The 18,977-nt window shown below is 66.4% G+C and carries 19 protein-coding genes; 13 read left to right on the plus strand and 6 right to left on the minus strand.

What is annotated here, in order from left to right; genetic code table 11:
• The first annotated feature begins 622 nt into the window (after positions 1-622).
• On the plus strand, positions 623-1,789 hold the full coding sequence (gene pbpG / locus BCO18175_RS33550) for a D-alanyl-D-alanine endopeptidase (protein WP_174967303.1): 1,167 nt from the start codon (positions 623-625) through the stop codon (positions 1,787-1,789).
• A gap of 93 nt (positions 1,790-1,882) precedes the next feature.
• Here the strand turns inward: pbpG and BCO18175_RS33555 are convergent, their stop codons facing one another.
• The gene (locus BCO18175_RS33555; protein WP_034183553.1) at positions 1,883-2,692 is read right to left on the minus strand and encodes an IclR family transcriptional regulator; all 810 of its coding nucleotides are present in this window, start codon (positions 2,690-2,692) and stop codon (positions 1,883-1,885) included.
• A gap of 183 nt (positions 2,693-2,875) precedes the next feature.
• Between BCO18175_RS33555 and BCO18175_RS33560 the strand changes: the two genes are divergently transcribed.
• From BCO18175_RS33560 to iscX, 12 genes are all read left to right on the plus strand, one after another.
• A complete protein-coding gene (locus BCO18175_RS33560; RefSeq protein ID WP_069248359.1) occupies positions 2,876-3,598 on the plus strand; it encodes a (Fe-S)-binding protein in 723 nt (240 codons plus the stop codon).
• A gap of 35 nt (positions 3,599-3,633) precedes the next feature.
• The gene (locus BCO18175_RS33565) at positions 3,634-5,046 is read left to right on the plus strand and encodes a lactate utilization protein B (RefSeq protein ID WP_174918525.1); all 1,413 of its coding nucleotides are present in this window, start codon (positions 3,634-3,636) and stop codon (positions 5,044-5,046) included.
• A 129-nt stretch (positions 5,047-5,175) separates the two neighbouring features.
• A complete protein-coding gene (locus BCO18175_RS33570; RefSeq protein WP_174967305.1) occupies positions 5,176-5,403 on the plus strand; it encodes a hypothetical protein in 228 nt (75 codons plus the stop codon).
• 101 nt (positions 5,404-5,504) lie between these two features.
• Positions 5,505-5,987 carry a low molecular weight protein-tyrosine-phosphatase gene (locus BCO18175_RS33575; protein WP_174918527.1) on the plus strand — a complete coding sequence of 161 codons (483 nt, stop codon included), beginning with the start codon at positions 5,505-5,507 and terminating at the stop codon, positions 5,985-5,987.
• Positions 5,988-6,101: 114 nt separating this feature from the next.
• Positions 6,102-6,641 (plus strand): Fe-S cluster assembly transcriptional regulator IscR, encoded by a 540-nt coding sequence (gene iscR, locus BCO18175_RS33580; protein WP_174918528.1) that lies wholly within the window; start codon positions 6,102-6,104, stop codon positions 6,639-6,641.
• 64 nt (positions 6,642-6,705) lie between these two features.
• A complete protein-coding gene (locus BCO18175_RS33585; RefSeq protein ID WP_174918529.1) occupies positions 6,706-7,929 on the plus strand; it encodes an IscS subfamily cysteine desulfurase in 1,224 nt (407 codons plus the stop codon).
• 68 nt (positions 7,930-7,997) lie between these two features.
• Positions 7,998-8,405 carry a Fe-S cluster assembly scaffold IscU gene (iscU, locus tag BCO18175_RS33590; protein ID WP_006481982.1) on the plus strand — a complete coding sequence of 136 codons (408 nt, stop codon included), beginning with the start codon at positions 7,998-8,000 and terminating at the stop codon, positions 8,403-8,405.
• 65 nt (positions 8,406-8,470) lie between these two features.
• The gene (gene iscA / locus BCO18175_RS33595) at positions 8,471-8,794 is read left to right on the plus strand and encodes an iron-sulfur cluster assembly protein IscA (RefSeq protein ID WP_014896627.1); all 324 of its coding nucleotides are present in this window, start codon (positions 8,471-8,473) and stop codon (positions 8,792-8,794) included.
• Positions 8,795-8,891: 97 nt separating this feature from the next.
• Positions 8,892-9,419, plus strand: coding sequence for a Fe-S protein assembly co-chaperone HscB (gene hscB / locus BCO18175_RS33600; RefSeq protein WP_174987407.1), 528 nt, complete (start codon positions 8,892-8,894; stop codon positions 9,417-9,419).
• Positions 9,420-9,473: 54 nt separating this feature from the next.
• On the plus strand, positions 9,474-11,342 hold the full coding sequence (gene hscA / locus BCO18175_RS33605) for a Fe-S protein assembly chaperone HscA (protein WP_174987330.1): 1,869 nt from the start codon (positions 9,474-9,476) through the stop codon (positions 11,340-11,342).
• Between the two features lie 88 nt (positions 11,343-11,430).
• Complete coding sequence (gene fdx / locus BCO18175_RS33610; RefSeq protein WP_122945786.1) at positions 11,431-11,772, plus strand: ISC system 2Fe-2S type ferredoxin; 342 nt, start codon at positions 11,431-11,433, stop codon at positions 11,770-11,772.
• 19 nt (positions 11,773-11,791) lie between these two features.
• Complete coding sequence (gene iscX, locus BCO18175_RS33615; protein ID WP_034183561.1) at positions 11,792-12,001, plus strand: Fe-S cluster assembly protein IscX; 210 nt, start codon at positions 11,792-11,794, stop codon at positions 11,999-12,001.
• A gap of 126 nt (positions 12,002-12,127) precedes the next feature.
• Here iscX and BCO18175_RS33620 read toward each other — a convergent pair whose 3' ends face one another.
• The 5 genes from BCO18175_RS33620 to BCO18175_RS33640 all read right to left on the minus strand — a co-directional run bounded on the left by BCO18175_RS33620 (position 12,128) and on the right by BCO18175_RS33640 (position 18,853).
• Positions 12,128-12,862, minus strand: a complete 735-nt coding sequence (locus tag BCO18175_RS33620) for a glycine zipper 2TM domain-containing protein (protein ID WP_174918532.1) — start codon at positions 12,860-12,862, stop codon at positions 12,128-12,130.
• Between the two features lie 348 nt (positions 12,863-13,210).
• Positions 13,211-14,737, minus strand: coding sequence for a lysine--tRNA ligase (gene lysS, locus BCO18175_RS33625; RefSeq protein ID WP_174918533.1), 1,527 nt, complete (start codon positions 14,735-14,737; stop codon positions 13,211-13,213).
• Positions 14,738-14,819: 82 nt separating this feature from the next.
• Positions 14,820-15,924, minus strand: a protein-coding gene (gene prfB / locus BCO18175_RS33630; RefSeq protein WP_122945782.1) for a peptide chain release factor 2 whose coding sequence is annotated in 2 segments (ribosomal slippage) — positions 14,820-15,842 and positions 15,844-15,924 — 1,104 coding nt in all. Because the reading frame shifts where the segments join, the coding sequence is not laid out codon by codon here.
• Positions 15,925-16,076: 152 nt separating this feature from the next.
• Complete coding sequence (gene recJ, locus BCO18175_RS33635) at positions 16,077-17,774, minus strand: single-stranded-DNA-specific exonuclease RecJ (protein ID WP_174987332.1); 1,698 nt, start codon at positions 17,772-17,774, stop codon at positions 16,077-16,079.
• A 14-nt stretch (positions 17,775-17,788) separates the two neighbouring features.
• Complete coding sequence (locus BCO18175_RS33640) at positions 17,789-18,853, minus strand: regulator (RefSeq protein WP_254608216.1); 1,065 nt, start codon at positions 18,851-18,853, stop codon at positions 17,789-17,791.
• Between the last annotated feature and the right edge of the window lie 124 nt (positions 18,854-18,977).

Below are 18,977 nucleotides of genomic sequence, written 5' to 3' on the forward strand. Positions count from 1 at the left end.
GCAGAGTGAAGGGCACTACGCTGGGGAATCTCGGACGTGCGTGCTTTGTGCAACGCAGCAATGAAGCGTATTTTAGGGCAGAGAAAATGGATGTCAAGTATTTTTTGTGCGTTGCACAACCGTGACAAATTATCGATAAAACAATGAGTTATCGTGGCCGTTCGGAATCGGTTTCAGGCGCGGTTCCCACATGGTGCGCACGGCTGCGGGGCAGGCGCGGCGCACCATGATCATGCACAGGTAAACCTGACAGGCCTGTGGAACGTTATCCTTCTGTTCCTGTCGAAAACGCGCCGTTTCGATGCGCGTACCGTGGCGACGTGCCGCCGCCACGGCCGAGACCGGCGCCCATGGCACCCCGAGCGCCGGATACGTAGTTTCCCCGCTTTAAATCGCCTCCGAAGTGACGTTATCTCAATTAACCGTGTGTAATCGGGAGACGGGTACTGTCGGGCAGCGCATCCCATGAATTTTTTCGATGGGAGCGGGAGGGTTCATTGGTCAGAGGTTGGCCGACCCTTACATTCCGGTTTAACGACGATCGGTAAGTGCCTAATATTGCTCTTTTTTTCAGCTTTAACTACACTTGCGGAAACCTCCCGCCCGCTTTGTCCAGACCCCAATGAAAGCCGAATCGTTTTCACCGCGCAGATTGTTGCAGAGCATGACGCTCGGCACGGCTGTGTCGGTCGCAGTCGCCTTGCTGGCGACCACCGCGACCGTCGCGCCCGCTGACGCCTTTGCCGCCACTGCGAAGACCCAACAAGCCGCCAAGAAAAAGGCTGTCGCTCCTGCTTCGTCCGCGAAGAAGAAGTCGGCCAAGGCCAGCTCCGACAAATCCGCGAAGGTCGCGGCCGCCGACGCGCCGCGCGCGAAGGCATCGCGCAAGCGCATGACGCTCGCGTCGAACGTGCATGGCGGCCATCACGGCGCAGTCCGCAAGGTCGCGTTCCAGCCGCGCCGGCCGACCGTCGGCCAGGCCTTCGGCCTGCACGACACGCCGGACGCGCTCGCGCTGCGTTCGAGCGTCGCGTACGTCGTCGACCAGAACTCGGGCGAGCCGCTGTTCGACAAGAATTCGCACGCCGTCGTGCCGATCGCATCGATCTCGAAGCTGATGACGGCGATGGTCGTCCTCGACTCGAAGACGCCGATGACCGACCAGATCGAAGTCACCGACGAAGACCGCGATTACGAGAAGGGCACGGGTTCGCGCCTGTCGGTCGGCTCGGTGCTGTCGCGTGAAGACATGCTGCACATCGCGCTGATGGCGTCGGAAAACCGCGCGGCCGCCGCGCTGTCGCGTTACTACGCGGGCGGCCGTCCGGCGTTCATCGCCGCGATGAACGCGAAGGCGAAGTCGCTCGGCATGACCGATACGCACTTCGAGAATTCGACGGGTCTGTCGAGCTCGAACGTGTCGAGCGCACGCGATCTCGTGAAGATGGTCAATGCGGCGTACCAGTACCCGATGATTCGTCAGTTCTCGACCGATCGCACCTACGAGGTGTACACGGGCAAGCGCAATCTCGTCTACAACAGCACGAACGCGCTGATCCGCGGCAACGGCTCGTGGGACATCGGTCTGCAGAAGACGGGTTTCATCAACGAAGCGGGCGAATGTCTCGTGATGCAGGCGACGATCCACGGCAAGCCGATGGTGATGGTGCTGCTCGATTCGTTCGGCAAGTATTCGCGCTTCGCCGATGCGGCGCGCCTGCGCAACTGGCTCGATGCCGGTGGCGGCGAGCGCCTGACGGCGGCCAATACGCCGAACGGCGGGACCTGATCGCACGGTGGCGTGGCGGTTCACCGCCGCGCCGTTGGCTGAAAAAAAAGCCCCGCAATCGCGGGGCTTTTTCATTGGGTGCGCGGGAGGGGCTTACGCCTGCCGCTGCAGCCCGTCCGCATCCTTCGCGGGCGCCGGCCGGTAGCCGAGCGATTCCGAAATGGTGAGGGCCGTGCGGCTCAACTGGCCGAGCCACGCATCCTGGAGACGATCGGCCGGCGCCGACAGCGACAGGCCCGCGACGAGCTTGCCCGAATCGTCGTAGATGCCGGCCGCGATACAGCGCACGCCGAGCTCCAGCTCCTCGTTGTCGCGCGCGCACGATTGCTGGCGCACGATCGTCAGCTCGCGCTCGAGCTTCGCGATGTCGGTGATGCTGTTCTGCGTATGGCCGGACAGCCCCGTGCGCGTCGCATAGGCGCGCACGCGCGACGTTTCGTCGGCCGCGAGGAACAGCTTGCCGACCGACGTGAGGTGCAGCGGCGCGCGGCCACCGATCGCGCGAACGACCTGCATCCCCGAGCGCTCCGAATACGCACGCTCGATGTAGACGATCTCGTCGCCCTGGCGCACCGACAGGTTCACGGTCTGCCCGGTGAGACGGTGCAGCTCGCGCATCGGCATCAGCGCCGCGTCGCGTACCGACAGGCGCGCCTTCACGAGGTTGCCGAGCTCCAGCAGCCGCATGCCGAGGCGGTACGTGCCGGGATCGGAGCGGTCGACGAGACGGCAGGTCACCATGTCGTTGAGGATGCGGTGCGCGGTCGACGGGTGCAGCTCCGTCCGCTGCGCAAGCTCCTTCAGGCTGACAGGGTCACTGTGCGCGGCGAGCGCGTCCAGCAGCCGCATCATGCGTTCGATCACCTGGATCGACGTTTTTGAATCCGGGGTGGGTTGGCTCATGTCGGGGGAGAAATCGGTTGACGCGTCAAGCGGTGTTGGAATGATTGTATCTCGTATCGTGAAAAAAGCGAACGCCGTTCGAGGAAACCCTCGTTTCGCGCAGTGCGGGCTTGCGCGAGAGCTGGCGTTGGTCTTGCCGGCCAAACGGCGGATAATGAGAGCCGTTTTCTCGAAGGAGCACGTATGCGAGTCGGTTTGTTCGTGACCTGCCTGGTCGATCTGATGCGCCCCGAAATCGGTTTTTCGGCGCTCAAGCTGATTCGCGACGCCGGCTACGAGGTGATCGTGCCGCCCGCGCAGACTTGCTGCGGCCAGCCGGCCTACAACTCGGGCGACCGCGCGCTCGCACGCGATCTCGCGGAAAAGACGCTGCGCGAGTTCGAGCAGTTCGATTACGTCGTCGCGCCGTCGGGTTCGTGCGGCGGGATGATCCGCGCGCACTACGGCGACCTGTTCCGCGACGACCCCGAGCTGATGGGGCGCTACACGCGGTTCCAGCAGAAGGTCTACGAACTGACCGATTTCCTGGCGAACGTCGCGAAGGTGTCGCTCGCACCGGGCGAATTCACCGGGCCCGTCACCTACCATGATTCTTGCTCGGGCCTGCGCGAGCTCGGCGTGAAGGCACAGCCGCGCGCGCTGCTCGCGCAGCGCGGCATCGCGGTCACCGAGATGAAGGACTGCGAGCATTGCTGCGGCTTCGGCGGCACGTTCGCGGTCAAGTACGGCGACATTTCGGCGGCCATCGCGGACGAGAAATGCGCGAACGTGCGCGCGTCGGGCACGGGTGCCGTCGTGCTCGGCGATCTCGGCTGCATGCTGAACATCGAAGGGCGGTTGCGCCGCACCGGCGACCGCGACACGCGCGTGCTGCACGTCGCGCAGGTGCTGGCGGGCGACGTCTGACGCCCGGTTCCGCTCACTTTTCCCCCGATACCGCGATGCAAGTCCAATCGATGCATTTCAAGGCGCGCGCCGGCCAGAAGCTGGCCGACCAGCGCCTGCAGCAGAACCTGAAGAAGCTGTCGACAAAATTCGTGTCCGCGCGCGCCGACGCGATGACCGCGATCGACTTCCCGGCCACGCGCGCCGCGCTGAAGGCTCGCCGCAACCGCGCGCTGGAGAACCTCGACGTGTGGCTCGAGGCGTTCGAGCGCGAGGCGACGCGGCGCGGCACGACGGTGCTGTTCGCCGAAACGACCGCGGATGCCGCGCGGCTCGTGGCCGACATCGCGCGCCGTCACGACGTGAAGAAGGTCATCAAGACCAAGTCGATGGTGTCGGAGGAAATGCGCCTGAACGCGGTGCTCGCGGAAATGGGCGTGCAGTCGATCGAAACGGATCTCGGCGAATACATCCTGCAGATCAACGACAACGAGCCGCCGAGCCACATCATTGCGCCCGTCGTGCACAAGGACAAGGACGAGATCGCCGACCTGTTCGCGCGCACGCACCATCGCGAGCGGCTCACCGAGATTCCGGACATGACGCGCGAGGCGCGCGAGGTGCTGCGCCCGCATTTCATGTCGGCCGACATGGGCGTGACGGGCGGCAACTTCGTGATCGCCGAGACCGGTTCGGTCGCGATCGTGACGAACGAAGGGAACGAGGGGATGTGCACGGTGATGCCGCGCGTGCACGTCGCGGTGACGGGCATCGAGAAGGTGCTGCCGACGCTCGAGGATCTCGCGACCGCGATGCGCCTGCTGCCGCGCTCCGCGACCGGGCAGAAGACGTCGAACTATTTCTCGCTGCTGACCGGGCCGCGCGGGCCGGGCGACGAGGACGGCCCCGAGCACAACTACGTGGTGCTCGTCGACGGTGGCCGCACCGGGCTGATCGGCGGCGAATTCCAGGAGATGCTGCGCTGCATCCGCTGCGGCGCATGCATGAACCATTGTCCGGTTTACCAGAAGGTAGGCGGCCATGCGTACGGCTGGGTCTACCCGGGGCCGATGGGGTCCGTGCTGACGCCGAGCTACGTCGGACTCGACCGCGCGCTCGACCTGCCGCAGGCCGCAACCCTCTGCGGGGAATGCGACAGCGTGTGCCCGGCCGGGATTCCGTTGTCGAATCTGTTACGCACGCTGCGCGAGAAGCAGGTCGAGCGGCACCTGCGGCCGTGGCGCGAGCGGGCGGCGCTCGCCGCATGGGGCTTCGTCGCGCGCCGGCCGATGCTGTACGCGCTGACGACCAAGCTCGCGGTGCGCATCCTCGAGCGGCTGGGCGGCAACGGCGGCACGCTGCGGCGTCTGCCGATGATGGGCGGCTGGATGGATACGCGCGACATGCCGACACCGACCGGGCGCACGTTCCGCGAGCTGTACGCGGCGTCGCAAAGCCACCTCGGCTGACGACTGTTCATCCGGCGACAACAGTGCGTTCGCTATTTGTATATTTATCTCGATAGGTGCGGTCTATAGAATCCTGTCTGTAGTCCCCGGAATTGGGTTCCGGGGTACGAGGTCAAGGAGGTCCGCATCATGAGAAAGACAATATCGATGTACTGGCCGCTGGCAATCGTCGTTCCGCTGGCTGCGGCTGCCTATCTGCATGCGATGGCCGATGCGCCGTCGCGTGGCCCGCTCGCGGCACACCAGGCATCTGCCGAGCTGGCGCGTGCGGTGTCGTTCGGGCTGGTCGACGACGCGGCGAAGCCGCTGCCGGCGGCGTCCGGTGACGTCGTGCTCGCCGCGCCGAAGGCGCTGTAAGGCACGGCGCCGTCGCTTTGCGCGGCGGCGCGATTTCGGCCGCCTTTGTATAATGGCGTGTTCTTCTGCCACGCGGTCCGCCGCGGCTTTCCGATAGCACGATGACCCGCGTTTCGATCTGTTTCGTCTGTCTCGGCAACATCTGCCGTTCGCCCACCGCGGAAGGCGTGATGCGTCACCAGGTCGACGCGGCCGCGCTGGCGGACCGGATCGCGATCGATTCGGCCGGAACCGGCGACTGGCACGTCGGCGAGCCGCCCGATACGCGTGCGCAGGCTGCCGCTCTCGGTCGCGGCTACGATCTGTCGGCGCTGCGCGCACGACAGGTGAGCGCGGCGGATTTCGAGCGCTTCGACCTGCTGCTCGCGATGGACGAGGCGAATCTCGCGGAGTTGCGCCGCCGCTGTCCGCCGCAGCATCGCGACAAGGTGCGGTTGCTGATGGAGTTCGCGCCGGATTCGACCGAAACCGAAGTGGCCGATCCCTATTTCGGCGGTACGCAGGGCTTCGAGCAGGTGCTCGATCAGGTCGAGCGCGCGTGCGCGGGCCTGCTGGAGACGCTCCGGGCCCGCACGGAGCGCTGATCGCGCGGAATTCAGCGGTCTGCGAATACCCTTTCAAAGACATGGATACTTGACTAAAAACGTCAAATATTTATACTTGACCAAAATCGTCAAGATTGCAGTCCCCTAGACACCATGAGACTCACCACCAAAGGCCGTTTCGCCGTCACGGCGATGATTGACTTGGCACTGCGCCAGGAGCAGGGCCCGGTGACGCTTGCAGGCATCAGCCAGCGCCAGCGGATTTCGCTCTCGTATCTCGAACAGCTGTTCGGCAAGCTGCGCAGGCATGAAATCGTCGAATCCGTGCGCGGCCCGGGCGGCGGCTACAACCTCGCGCGTCGCGCGCAGGACGTCACCGTTGCCGACATCATCATCGCGGTTGATGAACCGCTCGACGCCACGCAGTGCGGCGGCAAAGGCACGTGCGACGGCTCGAAGCAGCCCGACGGCCATTGCATGACGCACGAGCTGTGGTCGACGCTGAACCAGAAGATGGTCGAATACCTCGATTCGGTGTCGCTGCAGGATCTCGTCGATCAGCAGCGCGCTCGTGAGGGCGCCCCCGCGGTGCTGCGCGACCGTCGAACGCCGGAGCCCGTCGCGGCACCGGCCGAGCCGGCGCGCACGATGCCGCTCGGCCCCAACTCGGTGTTCAACATCGCGAGTTCGTGAGCGCGAAGGCGCCGCCATACCCCATAACGCACATAGTCCCTGCACAGAATTCCCGGAGCGACAGATGACCCAAGACACTCTCCACCTGCCCATCTATATGGATTACAGCGCGACGACACCGGTCGATCCGCGCGTGGTCGACAAGATGGTGCCGTACCTGCGCGAGCAGTTCGGCAACCCGGCGTCGCGCAGCCACGCATATGGCTGGGATGCGGAGCGTGCAGTCGAGGAAGCGCGCGAGAACGTGGCCGCGCTCGTGAACGCGGATCCGCGCGAGATCATCTGGACGTCCGGCGCTACGGAATCGGACAACCTCGCGATCAAGGGTGCCGCGAACTTCTACAAGGGCAAGGGCAAGCACATCATCACGGTGAAGACCGAGCACAAGGCCGTGCTCGATACCTGCCGCGAACTCGAGCGCGACGGTTTCGAAGTCACCTACCTCGACGTGAAGGATGACGGCCTGATCGACCTCGACGTGTTCAAGGCCGCACTGCGCCCGGACACGATCCTCGTGTCGGTGATGCACGTGAACAACGAGATCGGCGTGATCCAGGACATCGAGACGATCGGTGAAATCTGCCGCGAGAAGGGCATCGTGTTCCACGTCGACGCCGCACAGTCGACCGGCAAGGTCGTGATCGACCTCGCGAAGCTGAAGGTCGACCTGATGTCGTTCTCGGCGCACAAGACCTACGGCCCGAAGGGCATCGGCGCGCTGTACGTGCGTCGCAAGCCGCGTGTGCGCATCGAGGCGCAGATGCACGGCGGCGGCCACGAGCGCGGCATGCGTTCGGGCACGCTGGCGACGCACCAGATCGTCGGCATGGGCGAAGCGTTCCGTATCGCACGTGAAGAAATGGCGACGGAAAACGAGCGCGTCCGCATGCTGCGCGACAAGCTGCTGCGCGGCCTGTCGCAGATCGAGGAAACGTACGTGAACGGCGACATGGAACGCCGTGTCCCGCACAACCTCAACATCAGTTTCAACTTCGTCGAAGGCGAGTCGCTGATCATGGCGATCAAGGACGTCGCGGTGTCGTCGGGCTCCGCATGCACGTCGGCGTCGCTGGAGCCGTCGTACGTGCTGCGTGCGCTCGGCCGCAACGACGAGCTGGCACACAGCTCGATCCGCTTCACGGTCGGCCGCTTCACGACGGAGCAGGAAGTCGACTTCGTGATCAACCTGCTGAACAGCAAGATCGCGAAGCTGCGCGAACTCTCGCCGCTCTGGGAAATGCACCAGGAAGGCATCGATCTGTCGACGATCGAATGGGCCGCACACTGAGCGCCGGATTGAACATACCCGCGGGCGGATTCGCGCACGCAGACGTAACGAGTCAAGGAGTCTGAGTCATGTCTTACAGCAACAAGGTTCTGGATCACTACGAAAACCCGCGCAACGTCGGTTCGTTCGCGAAGGACGACGACACGGTCGGCACGGGCATGGTCGGCGCGCCGGCCTGCGGCGACGTGATGAAGCTGCAGATCCGCGTCGGCGCGGACGGCGTGATCGAAGACGCGAAGTTCAAGACGTACGGTTGCGGTTCGGCGATCGCGTCGAGCTCGCTCGTCACCGAGTGGGTGAAGGGCAAGACGCTCGACGAAGCACTGTCGATCAAGAACACGCAGATCGCCGAAGAACTCGCGCTGCCGCCGGTGAAGATTCACTGCTCGATCCTCGCGGAAGACGCGATCAAGGCAGCCGTGGCCGACTACAAGAAGCGTCACGACACCAAGGAAGGCGATCAGGCAGCTGCCTGAGCGGCATCGAGCACGCGAGTGAAGGAACGCGGCGGGCCTCCGTGGCGCGCCGCGGCAAGGACATCATGGCAATTACACTGACCGAAAAAGCAGCACAGCACGTCCAGAAATACCTCGTCCGTCGCGGCAAGGGTGTGGGCCTGCGGCTTGGCGTTCGCACGACCGGGTGCTCGGGGCTCGCGTACAAGCTCGAGTATGTCGACGAGCTGGCTCCCGAGGATCAGGTGTTCGAGAGCCATGGCGTGAAGGTCATCGTCGATCCGAAGAGCCTTGCCTACATCGACGGCACCGAACTCGACTTCGCACGCGAAGGCCTGAACGAAGGGTTCAAGTTCAACAACCCGAACGTGAAGGACGAGTGCGGCTGCGGCGAATCGTTCCGCGTGTGACCACGCGAATCACCGCGCGATGCGGGCAAGAGGCGGCACGGGCCGCCTTTTTAATGTGCGGCGTTTGCCGCGCGACGAACCGGAATTGAACGCGACGATGGTCTCGCTGAAAGACAGCCATTTCGACCTGTTTCACCTGCCGGCGCAATTCGCGCTCGACGAGACGGTGCTCGACGCCGCCTATCGAACGGTGCAGACTCAGGTGCATCCGGACCGCTTCGCGGCGGCCGGCGATGCGCAGAAGCGCATCGCGATGCAATGGGCAACCCGCGCGAACGAGGCGTACCGCACGCTGCGCGATCCGCTGAAGCGCGCGTCGTATCTCCTGTCGCTGCGCGGTGTCGACATCGGCGCGGAAAACAACACCGCGATGGAGCCTGCGTTCCTGATGCAGCAGATGGAGTGGCGCGAGGGCATCGAGGATGCCGCGGCCGCCCGCAACGTCGACGCGCTCGATGCGCTGCTCGCCGAGCTGCGCGACGAGCGGCGCGTGCGTGTGGAGCGTCTCGGCACGCTGCTCGACAGCGGCGCCGATCAGGCGGCCGCCGAGGCCGTGCGCCAGCTGATGTTCATCGAACGGGTCGCGTCGGAAGTGGGCGCGCAGATCGAGCGCCTCGAAACTTAACCGCGTGCCTTGCGGCACGCGCAGCAAACGGGCCGAGCGCCCGAACGAACCAAGATGGCTTTACTGCAAATTTCCGAACCGGGCATGGCGCCGGCGCCGCATCAGCGGCGACTCGCCGTCGGGATCGATCTCGGCACGACGAACTCGCTCGTCGCGGCCGTGCGCAACAGCGTGCCCGAAGTCCTGCCGGACGAAGCGGGTCGCGTGTTGCTGCCGTCGGTGGTCCGCTACCTTGAAAAGGGCGGCCGCCGCATCGGTCACGAGGCGAAAGAGCAGGCCGCGACCGATCCGCGCAACACGATCGTGTCGGTGAAGCGCTTCATGGGCCGCGGCAAGGCCGAGGTCGAAGGCGCGGCTAACGCACCGTACGAATTCGTCGACGCGCCGGGCATGGTGCAGATCCGCACCATCGACGGCGTGAAGAGCCCGGTCGAGGTTTCGGCCGAGATTCTCGCGACGCTGCGCTATCGCGCGGAAGATTCGCTTGGCGACGATCTGGTCGGTGCAGTGATCACGGTGCCCGCGTATTTCGACGAAGCGCAACGCCAGGCGACCAAGGATGCCGCGCGCCTCGCGGGCCTCAACGTGCTGCGCCTGCTGAACGAACCGACCGCCGCGGCGATTGCCTATGGTCTCGACAACGGGGCCGAGGGCCTCTACGCGGTGTATGACCTCGGCGGCGGCACGTTCGACCTGTCGATCCTGAAGCTGACGAAGGGCGTGTTCGAAGTGCTGGCCGCGGGCGGCGATTCCGCGCTCGGCGGCGACGATTTCGATCATGCGCTGTTCGATCACGTGCTCGCGCAGGCCGGCATCGATGCGAAGACGCTCGCACCCGAGGACGTGCGCCTGCTGCTCGACCGCGTGCGCGTGCTGAAGGAAGCGCTGTCGTCCGCACAGCAGGCGTCGCTCGACGTCACGCTGTCGGGTGGTGCGCACCTCGTGCAGACGATCTCGCACGACGCGTTCGCGTCGCTCGTCGAGCCGCTCGTGCAGCGCACGCTCACGCCGACCCGCAAGGCGCTGCGCGACGCGCAGGTGACGCCGGCCGACATCAAGGGTGTCGTGCTCGTCGGCGGCGCGACGCGCATGCCGGTGATTCGCGATGCGGTCGCGAAGCATTTCGGCCAGCCGCCGCTCGTGAACCTCGATCCGGACCAGGTCGTCGCGCTCGGCGCGGCAATCCAGGCCGACCTGCTCGCAGGCAATCGCGGCACCGGCGACGACTGGCTGCTGCTCGACGTGATTCCGCTGTCGCTCGGTGTCGAGACGATGGGCGGCCTCGTCGAGAAGATCATTCCGCGCAACTCGACGATTCCGATCGCGCGCGCGCAGGAATTCACGACCTTCAAGGACGGCCAGACCGCGATGGCGATCCACGTCGTGCAGGGCGAGCGCGAGCTCGTTGCCGACTGCCGGTCGCTCGCGCGCTTCGAGCTGCGCGGCATTCCGCCGATGACGGCCGGCGCCGCGCGCATTCGCGTGACCTACCAGGTCGACGCGGACGGCCTGCTGTCGGTGTTCGCTCGCGAGCAGTTGTCGGGCGTCGAGGCGTCGGTTGTCGTGAAGCCGTCGTACGGTCTTGCCGACGACGACATCGCCAAGATGCTCGAGGACAGCTTCAAGACCGCCGAAATCGACATGCGCGCACGCGCGCTGCGCGAAGCGCAGGTCGAGGCCGAGCGGATGCTCGAGGCGACGCAGGCCGCGCTGGCGGCCGACGGCGAACTGCTCGACGCGGACGAGCGCACGCACGTCGACACGTTGGCTGCGGCGCTGCGCGCGGTGGCGCAGGGCGACGATACGAACGCGATCGAAGCGGCGACCAAGGCGCTGGCCGACGGCACCGACGAATTCGCGGCGCGCCGGATGGACAAGAGCATCAAGCGCGCGCTGTCGGGCCGCCGGCTCGACGAGATCTGAACTCACGAACTGCGCATCGGCCGGTGACGGCCCGCGCGATAATGAACCGTGCGGCGCCTGGCGCCGCACCCTGACTGACGGAACGGACATGCCTCAACTGGTGGTGCTGCCTCACGTCGAACTGTGCCCGGATGGCGCAGTGATCGACGCGACGCCCGGCAAGAGTATCTGTGACAACCTGCTCGAACACGGGATCGAGATCGAGCATGCATGCGAGAAGTCGTGCGCGTGCACGACGTGCCACGTGGTGATCCGCGAAGGCTTCAACGATCTGACGCCGTCCGAAGAGGACGAGGACGATCTGCTGGACAAGGCGTGGGGCCTCGAGCCGACGTCGCGCCTGTCGTGCCAGGCGCTCGTGAAGGAAGATTCGGACCTGGTGGTCGAGATTCCGAAGTACTCGATCAACCACGCGAAGGAAAACCACTGACAGGAACCGGAGGCAGGCGATGAAATGGACCGATTCGCGTGAACTAGCCATTGCGCTGGCGGACAAGTACCCGGACATCGACCCTCAGCGGATCAACTTCGTCGACCTGCGCCAGTGGGTGCTGGAGCTCGACGGCTTCGACGACGATCCGAAGCATTCCGGTGAGAAGATCCTCGAAGCGATCCAGGCGCACTGGATCGACGAATCGGACTTCGACGACGAAGACTGAACAGCGTTTGCGCCGCAAAGGCGCACTCGGCTGGCAATGAAATAACGGCTCGTGAGCAATCGCTCACGAGCCGTTTTCATTTTCCGCCGGTTGCCCGCACGTTACGCGGGCAGGGGCGTCATGCAATCACGCGCCGACCAGCGTACCGTTCTCGATCCGTACGCGCTGGCCCTGGCCGAACGGCGGCTGCTGATTGTGGTACGTGAACGTGCGCGTCGCGCCGCTCTCCATCTGTACTTGCACCTGGTAGTCGGTTTCCGCGCGCACCTGCTTTTCGACCTGGTTGCCGGCCAGGCCGCCACCCAGTGCGCCGATGATCGTCATCGCGGTGCGGCCGTTGCCGTGGCCGAACTGGTTGCCCAGCAGGCCGCCGGCTGCAGCGCCGCCGACTGCACCGATGCCCGAGCTCTGGCCGGGCGTGCGGACCGGCGTGATCGCGACGACCGTGCCGCAGGTCTGGCAGTAAGCCGGCTGTGCCGGGCCGGATGATTGCTGCGCGTACTGCGGCGGCTGCGGCGCCGTCGTATGGCGACGGTGCACCGGGGCCGGACGCGGAGCGGGCTTCGGTTCGGCCTGCGCTGCGAGCGCCTTCTGCTGCGCGGCGGCCTGTTCAGCCGCCTGCTGCTTGGCCTGGGCGGCCAGCGCGGCGCTGGCGGCTGCGGCCGTATCGACGGCCGGCTGCGATGCGATCAGCGCGGCCTGGGTCTGGCCGTTCTGTTCGTTGCTGCTGCTGGCCTTCGGGAACACGCCCGTAATCGCGGCCGTCGCTGCGAGGCTGGCGACGATGACGGCGCCGGCGGCGGTGGCGATGAGCGGGTGGAGGCGTTGCTTTTGCGGCGTGGTCTGATTCTGGTTGTCCATTTTTTTCTCCGATGTCGATCCGGACCGGCATTGCGGCGCCGGGCCGGATCCCACGCTGCGGGCTCGCGCAGACTTGGCGTTCCTGCGCCTTGTTCTGGTCCCGTGGTCATGCGTGGTGACGCAAGAGGAGTGTCGTCCACCGGCAAGCGGCGCGCCGTATCAAGGTGTAACGAATTGCAGCAGGGCGCAGGCAGCCATGACAGGGAAAACCCGGAGAAGGCCGTCGCGACGAGGGGATAAAACGGGGGAGGATCGAAAGCCGGCGGACGCCGGCTGGCGGGATTTACGCGTCGTTACAAAGCTGACGCGTGCGCGCCGCAGGGCGCGGCGCACACGCGGGCGCAGCGATCAGTCTTCGCGGCGCAGATGCGGGAACAGCAGCACGTCGCGGATCGTCGGGCTGTCGGTCAGCAGCATCACGAGACGGTCGATGCCGATCCCGCAGCCGCCGGTCGGAGGCATCCCGTATTCGAGCGCGCGGATGTAGTCGGCGTCGAAGAACATCGCTTCCTCGTCGCCTGCATCCTTCTGTTCGACCTGCTTCTTGAAGCGCGCGGCCTGGTCTTCCGGATCGTTCAGCTCCGAGAAGCCGTTCGCGATTTCGCGGCCGGTCATGAACAGCTCGAAACGCTCGGTGATGCCCGGCACCGTATCCGATGCGCGTGCGAGCGGCGACACCTCGATCGGGTAGTCGATGATGAAGGTCGGCTCCCACAGCTGCGCTTCGGCCGTTTCCTCGAACAGCGCGAGCTGCAGCGCGCCGGTACCCGCGTTCAGGAACGCCGGCTGCGACACGTCGACGCCGAAGCGCTTCAGTTCGGTGCGCAGGAACGCGTCGTCCGACAGCTGGCCGGCGGTGTAGTCCGGCGCGTACTTCTGGATCGCCTGCGTGATCGTCAGGCGGTGGAACGGCTTCGCGAGGTCGAGCTCGCGGCCCTGGTACTGGATCGTCGCGGTGCCGAGCGCATCGATCGCCGCCTGGCGGATCAGTTGCTCGGTGAAGTCCATCAGCCAGCGATAGTCGGTGTACGCGGCGTAGAACTCCATCATCGTGAATTCCGGGTTGTGACGCGGCGAAACGCCTTCATTCCGGAAGTTACGGTTGATTTCGAACACGCGTTCGAAGCCGCCGACGATCAGGCGCTTCAGGTACAGCTCCGGCGCGATGCGCAGGAACATCTGCATGTCGAGCGCGTTGTGATGCGTGACGAACGGCTTCGCGGCCGCGCCGCCGGGGATCGGGTGCAGCATCGGCGTCTCGACTTCCATGAAGTCGGCGTTGTCCATGAAGTTGCGGATCGACGCGATCGTCTTGGTGCGGGCGCGGAACGTGTCGCGCGTTTCCGGCGTGACGATCAGGTCGACGTAGCGCTGGCGGTAGCGCATTTCCTGGTCCGACAGGCCGTGGAACTTGTCCGGCAGCGGGCGCAGCGCCTTCGACAGCAGGCGCAGTTCCTTGCACTGGACCGACAGCTCGCCCTTGTTGGTGCGGAACAGCACGCCGCGCGCGGCGACGATGTCGCCGAGGTCCCACTTCTTGAATGCGTCGTAGGTTTCCGCGCCGACGTCGTTCGGCGTCACGAAGAACTGGATCTGGCCCGAACCGTCCTGCACCGTCGCGAAGCTTGCCTTGCCCATCACGCGCTTGAGCATCATGCGGCCGGCGACCGACACCTCGACCGGGTTCGCTTCGAGCGCGGCCTTGTCCGAATCGGCGAAGGTCGTCTGCAGATCGGCTGCGTGATGCGTCGGGCGGAAATCGTTCGGGTAGGCGACGCCTTGCTCGCGCAACGCGCGCAGCTTCTCGCGGCGCTCGGCGATGATCTGGTTTTCGTCCGCGGTGACGGCGGGCTGCGTTTGGGTCGGTTCGGTCATGATGGTCGGAATTCGGAGTGGGTGCGGCAACGCAAACGGGGAGGGCAAGGGGGCGCGACCCGGCAGGGCCGCGCCGCGGCGCTTACACGCCCTGTTTGAGGCTCGCGCTGATGAAGTCGTCGAGGTCGCCGTCGAGGACAGCTCGCGTGTTGCTCATTTCGACGTTCGTGCGCAGGTCCTTCACGCGGCTCTGGTCGAGCACGTACGAACGGATCTGGTGGCCCCAGCCCACATCGGTCTTGCTCGATTCGAGCTTGTCCTGTTCGGCCTGGCGCTTGCGCATTTCAACTTCGTACAGGCGCGATTTCAGCATCGCCATCGCTTCGGCGCGGTTGCGGTGCTGCGAGCGGTCGTTCTGGCACTGCACGACGATACCGGTCGGCATGTGCGTGATCCGCACCGCGGAGTCGGTCTTGTTGATGTGCTGACCGCCCGCGCCCGATGCGCGGTACGTGTCGATGCGCAGGTCGGCCGGGTTGATCTCGACTTCGATCGAGTCGTCGATTTCCGGATAGACGAACACCGACGAGAACGACGTGTGGCGGCCGCCCGACGAGTCGAACGGCGACTTGCGCACGAGGCGGTGGATGCCCGTTTCGGTGCGCAGGAAGCCGTATGCGTATTCGCCCGTGACCTTGACCGTCGCGTTCTTGATACCGGCGACGTCGCCGTCGGAATCTTCGAGCACCTCGGCCTTGAAGCCCTTGCGTTCGCAGTAGCGCAGGTACTGGCGCAGCAGCATCGACGCCCAGTCGCACGCCTCGGTGCCGCCGGCGCCGGCCTGGATGTCGATGAAGCAGTTGTTCGGGTCGGCCGGGTTCGAGAACATCCGGCGGAACTCGATGTCGCCGACGCGTGCCTCGAGCTTCGCGGCGTCGTCTTCCGACGCGACGAGGGTGTCCTCGTCGCCTTCCTCGCGGGCCAGCTCGAACAGGTCGAGCGCGTCGCGCAGGTCGCTATCGAGCACGGTGAGCGTCGTGACGACGCCCTCGAGCAGCTTCTTCTCGCGACCGAGCGCCTGGGCGTTCTTCGAATCGTTCCAGACGTTCGGGTCTTCGAGTTCCTTGTTGACTTCGGTCAGACGCGCAGCTTTGGCGTCGTAGTCAAAGATACCCCCGGAGCTCGCCCGCGCGGTTGCGCAGGTCGAGCAGGGAGCTTTCGATCGCGTTGAGACGTTCCGCTTCCATGATCGTTCGCTTTTCTTGCTTCGTAAAAAAGCGGAATTATAGCCGATCGGCGGGGTTGCCCGGTGACGCAGACGGTGCTTGCACGCGCGCCGCGGCCCCGTCCGGCGCGGTGCGCATGCATCGGCGGGCATCGCGGGCCGGGCGACCCGGGCTCAGCCGGCCGCGTGTTCGACGATCAGCTGGACGCGCGTGACGCCGTTCCACGTGTCGGCGACGAGCCGGTACGCGACCAGCGCGCTCGCCGGCAGCGGCTCCGTGTGGTTGAACCAGATCGCGCTGAAGCGCTGGCGGCCGCGCGCGAGCTGCAGTTTCAGGTGCTTTTCCTTCACGAGCGACTGCGACACGACGTCGAATTCGCCCGAGAAAAGCGGGGCCGGAAAGCCTTGTCCCCAGACGGCTTCGTCGAGCAGCCCGACGAACTGCGGTGTGAAGTACGCGTCCTCGAGTTCGCCGTCGGTCTCGATCACGCGAGCGAGCGCGTCGTCGGACAGCCATTCGCGCGCGACGGCCTCGAACGCGGCCGCGAAGCGCGGCACGTTCTCGGTGTCGAGCGTGAGGCCGGCCGCCATCGCATGGCCGCCGAACGCAACGATCAGGTCCGGTTCGCGTTTCGACACGAGGTCGAGTGCGTCGCGCAGGTGGAAGCCGGCGATCGACCGACCCGACCCCTTGACCCGCTTGCCTTCCTCGTCCGCGTGCGCGAACGTGAACGACGGGCGGTGGAATTTTTCCTTGAGCCGGCCGGCGACGATGCCGATCACGCCCTGGTGCCACTCGGGGTTGAAGAGGGTGATCGTGCACGCGTCGGCCGGGTCGACGTCGGCGAGATCGGCGAGCGCCTGCTGCTGCATGCCGGCCTCGATCTCGCGGCGCTCGCGGTTCATCACGTCGAGCTGCTGCGCGAGATCCCACGCGCGGCCGATGTCGTCGGTGATCAGGCACTCGATCCCGAGCGACATGTCGGACAGCCGCCCGGCGGCGTTCAGGCGCGGGCCGAGACCGAAGCCGAGGTCGAAGCCCGACGCCGTGCGGGCTTCGCGTGCGGCGGCGCGGAACAGCGCGGCGACGCCCGGCTGCATGCGGCCGTTGCGGATGCGCTGCAGCCCCTGCGCGACGAGCACGCGGTTGTTGCCGTCGAGCCGCACGACATCGGCGACGGTGCCGAGCGCGACGAGGTCGAGCAGGCCGTCGAGGCGCGGCTCGGCTTCCTTGCTCGCGAACGCGCCGCGGCGGCGCAGCTCGGCGCGCAGCGCGAGCAGCACGTAGAACATCACACCGACGCCGGCGAGGTGCTTGCTCGGGAACGCGCAGCCTGGCTGGTTCGGGTTGACGATCGCGCGCGCGGCGGGCAGCGCGTCGCCGGGCAGGTGGTGGTCGGTCACGAGCACGTCGATGCCGCGCGCGTTCGCGGCTTCGACACCCGCGACGCTCGCGATCCCGTTGTCGACGGTGATCAGCAGATCCGGCTTGCGCGCGGCGGCGAGTTCGACGATCTCGGGCGTGAGGCCGTAGCCGTATTCGAAACGGTTCGGCACCAGGTAGTCGATCTGCGCGCCGAACATCCGCAGGCCGCGCACCGCGACCGCGCACGCGGTCGCGCCGTCGCAGTCGTAGTCGGCGACGACGAGCAGGCGCCGCTTGTCGGCGATCGCATCGGCGAGCAGCGCCGCAGCGTCGGCGCAGCCTTTCAGCTCGGTGGGCGGGACGAGGCGGGCCAGCGCGGTCTCGATGTCGGCGGGGGACTGCACGCCGCGCGACGCGTACAGGCGCGCAAGGACGGGGTGCAGGCCGTGGCGCGCGAGCACTTCGGCGTCGGCGGGCGCGACGGGGCGGGTAACGATCCGGGTCATACGGGGTCTGCTTGTTATTCGAACAGGGAGGCTAGCGCGCGGCGGCGCCAGAACTTGCGCAGGTCGCCGCGCGTCGCGTGCAGCGTGACGGAACTCGTGTCGCCGCACAGCGTGAAATCGACGCTCGCGAGCTCGCCGTTCCGCAGCGCGGCGAGGGCCGGCGCGAACCAGTCGCGCTCGAGCGCGGCGAGTCCGTCGTGCCAGCGCGCCCAGTCCTGCTCGATGAACGGGGTGGTCAGCGCCGGCAGTTCGACGAGCGTCGCGCCATCGGCGGCGGGCAGCGCGCCGAGCGCGGCTGGCGGCGCACCGGCGTCGGCTTGCGCGGCGCGTGCGAGGCCGAGCGCGGCGGGCGACGCGGACAGCACGCATGCGAACGGCTTGCCGACCGGCTTCAGCGTGCCCTGCGCGTGGAACCAGATCGAATTGACGGCCGGCAGGCCACGCGCCTCGCGGGCCTCGTTGACCGGGTGCTGGAACCACGCCATCTGCACTTCGTTCTGCAGCTTCATCCACATCCGCGAGCGCTCGCCCGTATGGGCTTCGTGCGGCAGCCAGATTTCGATGTTGCGGCCGCTCGCGCGCAGCGGTGCAGCGCCGGCGAGCCGGGCGAGCTGCTCGCTCGACAGATACCAGCGTGACGGGTTCGGCGCCTCGAGCCGGACGCCGAGTTCCTCGATCAGCGGCCGCGCGACTGCGAGCAGCGCGGCTGCGTCACCTTCGTCGAGCGCGAGGGCCGCCGGATCGACGAGCACCAGGTGATCGTGCGCGATTTCGACGTGGACTGGCTCGACGCAGGCCCACGCGTGTGTGCCGGGGGTGCCGCCGTCCGCCAGCAGCATGTAGGGTGCGAGCGGCGCCTCGTCCGCGGCGTTGCCCTGGGTTGCGCCGAACTGGCGGGCCAGCCAGCGCTCGTGCGGCAGCGTGCGCTGGAAGTCTTCGCCGGCCACGCGCTCGACGAGGTTGGCGCGGGCGAGCAACTTTTCGAGCGCGGGGCTGTCCAGCGTGTGCAGGGACGAGGCCGCATCGGCCGCCGACGGCAGCGCGAACGGAACGAGAAAATGGAGGCGTCGGTCGTGCATGATGGTGCGCATTGTATGGCAAACTGCGCGCGTGATCGGGCCGGCTGACGGCCCGTTCGCGTCCGGCGGCCGTTTTTCGACCGTGCCCGGGCCGGTGGCCGCCACCGGGCGGCGGTCCGGCCGC

Source organism: Burkholderia lata (genome assembly GCF_902499335.1).
In the GTDB taxonomy this organism is placed as follows: domain Bacteria; phylum Pseudomonadota; class Gammaproteobacteria; order Burkholderiales; family Burkholderiaceae; genus Burkholderia; species Burkholderia lata_B.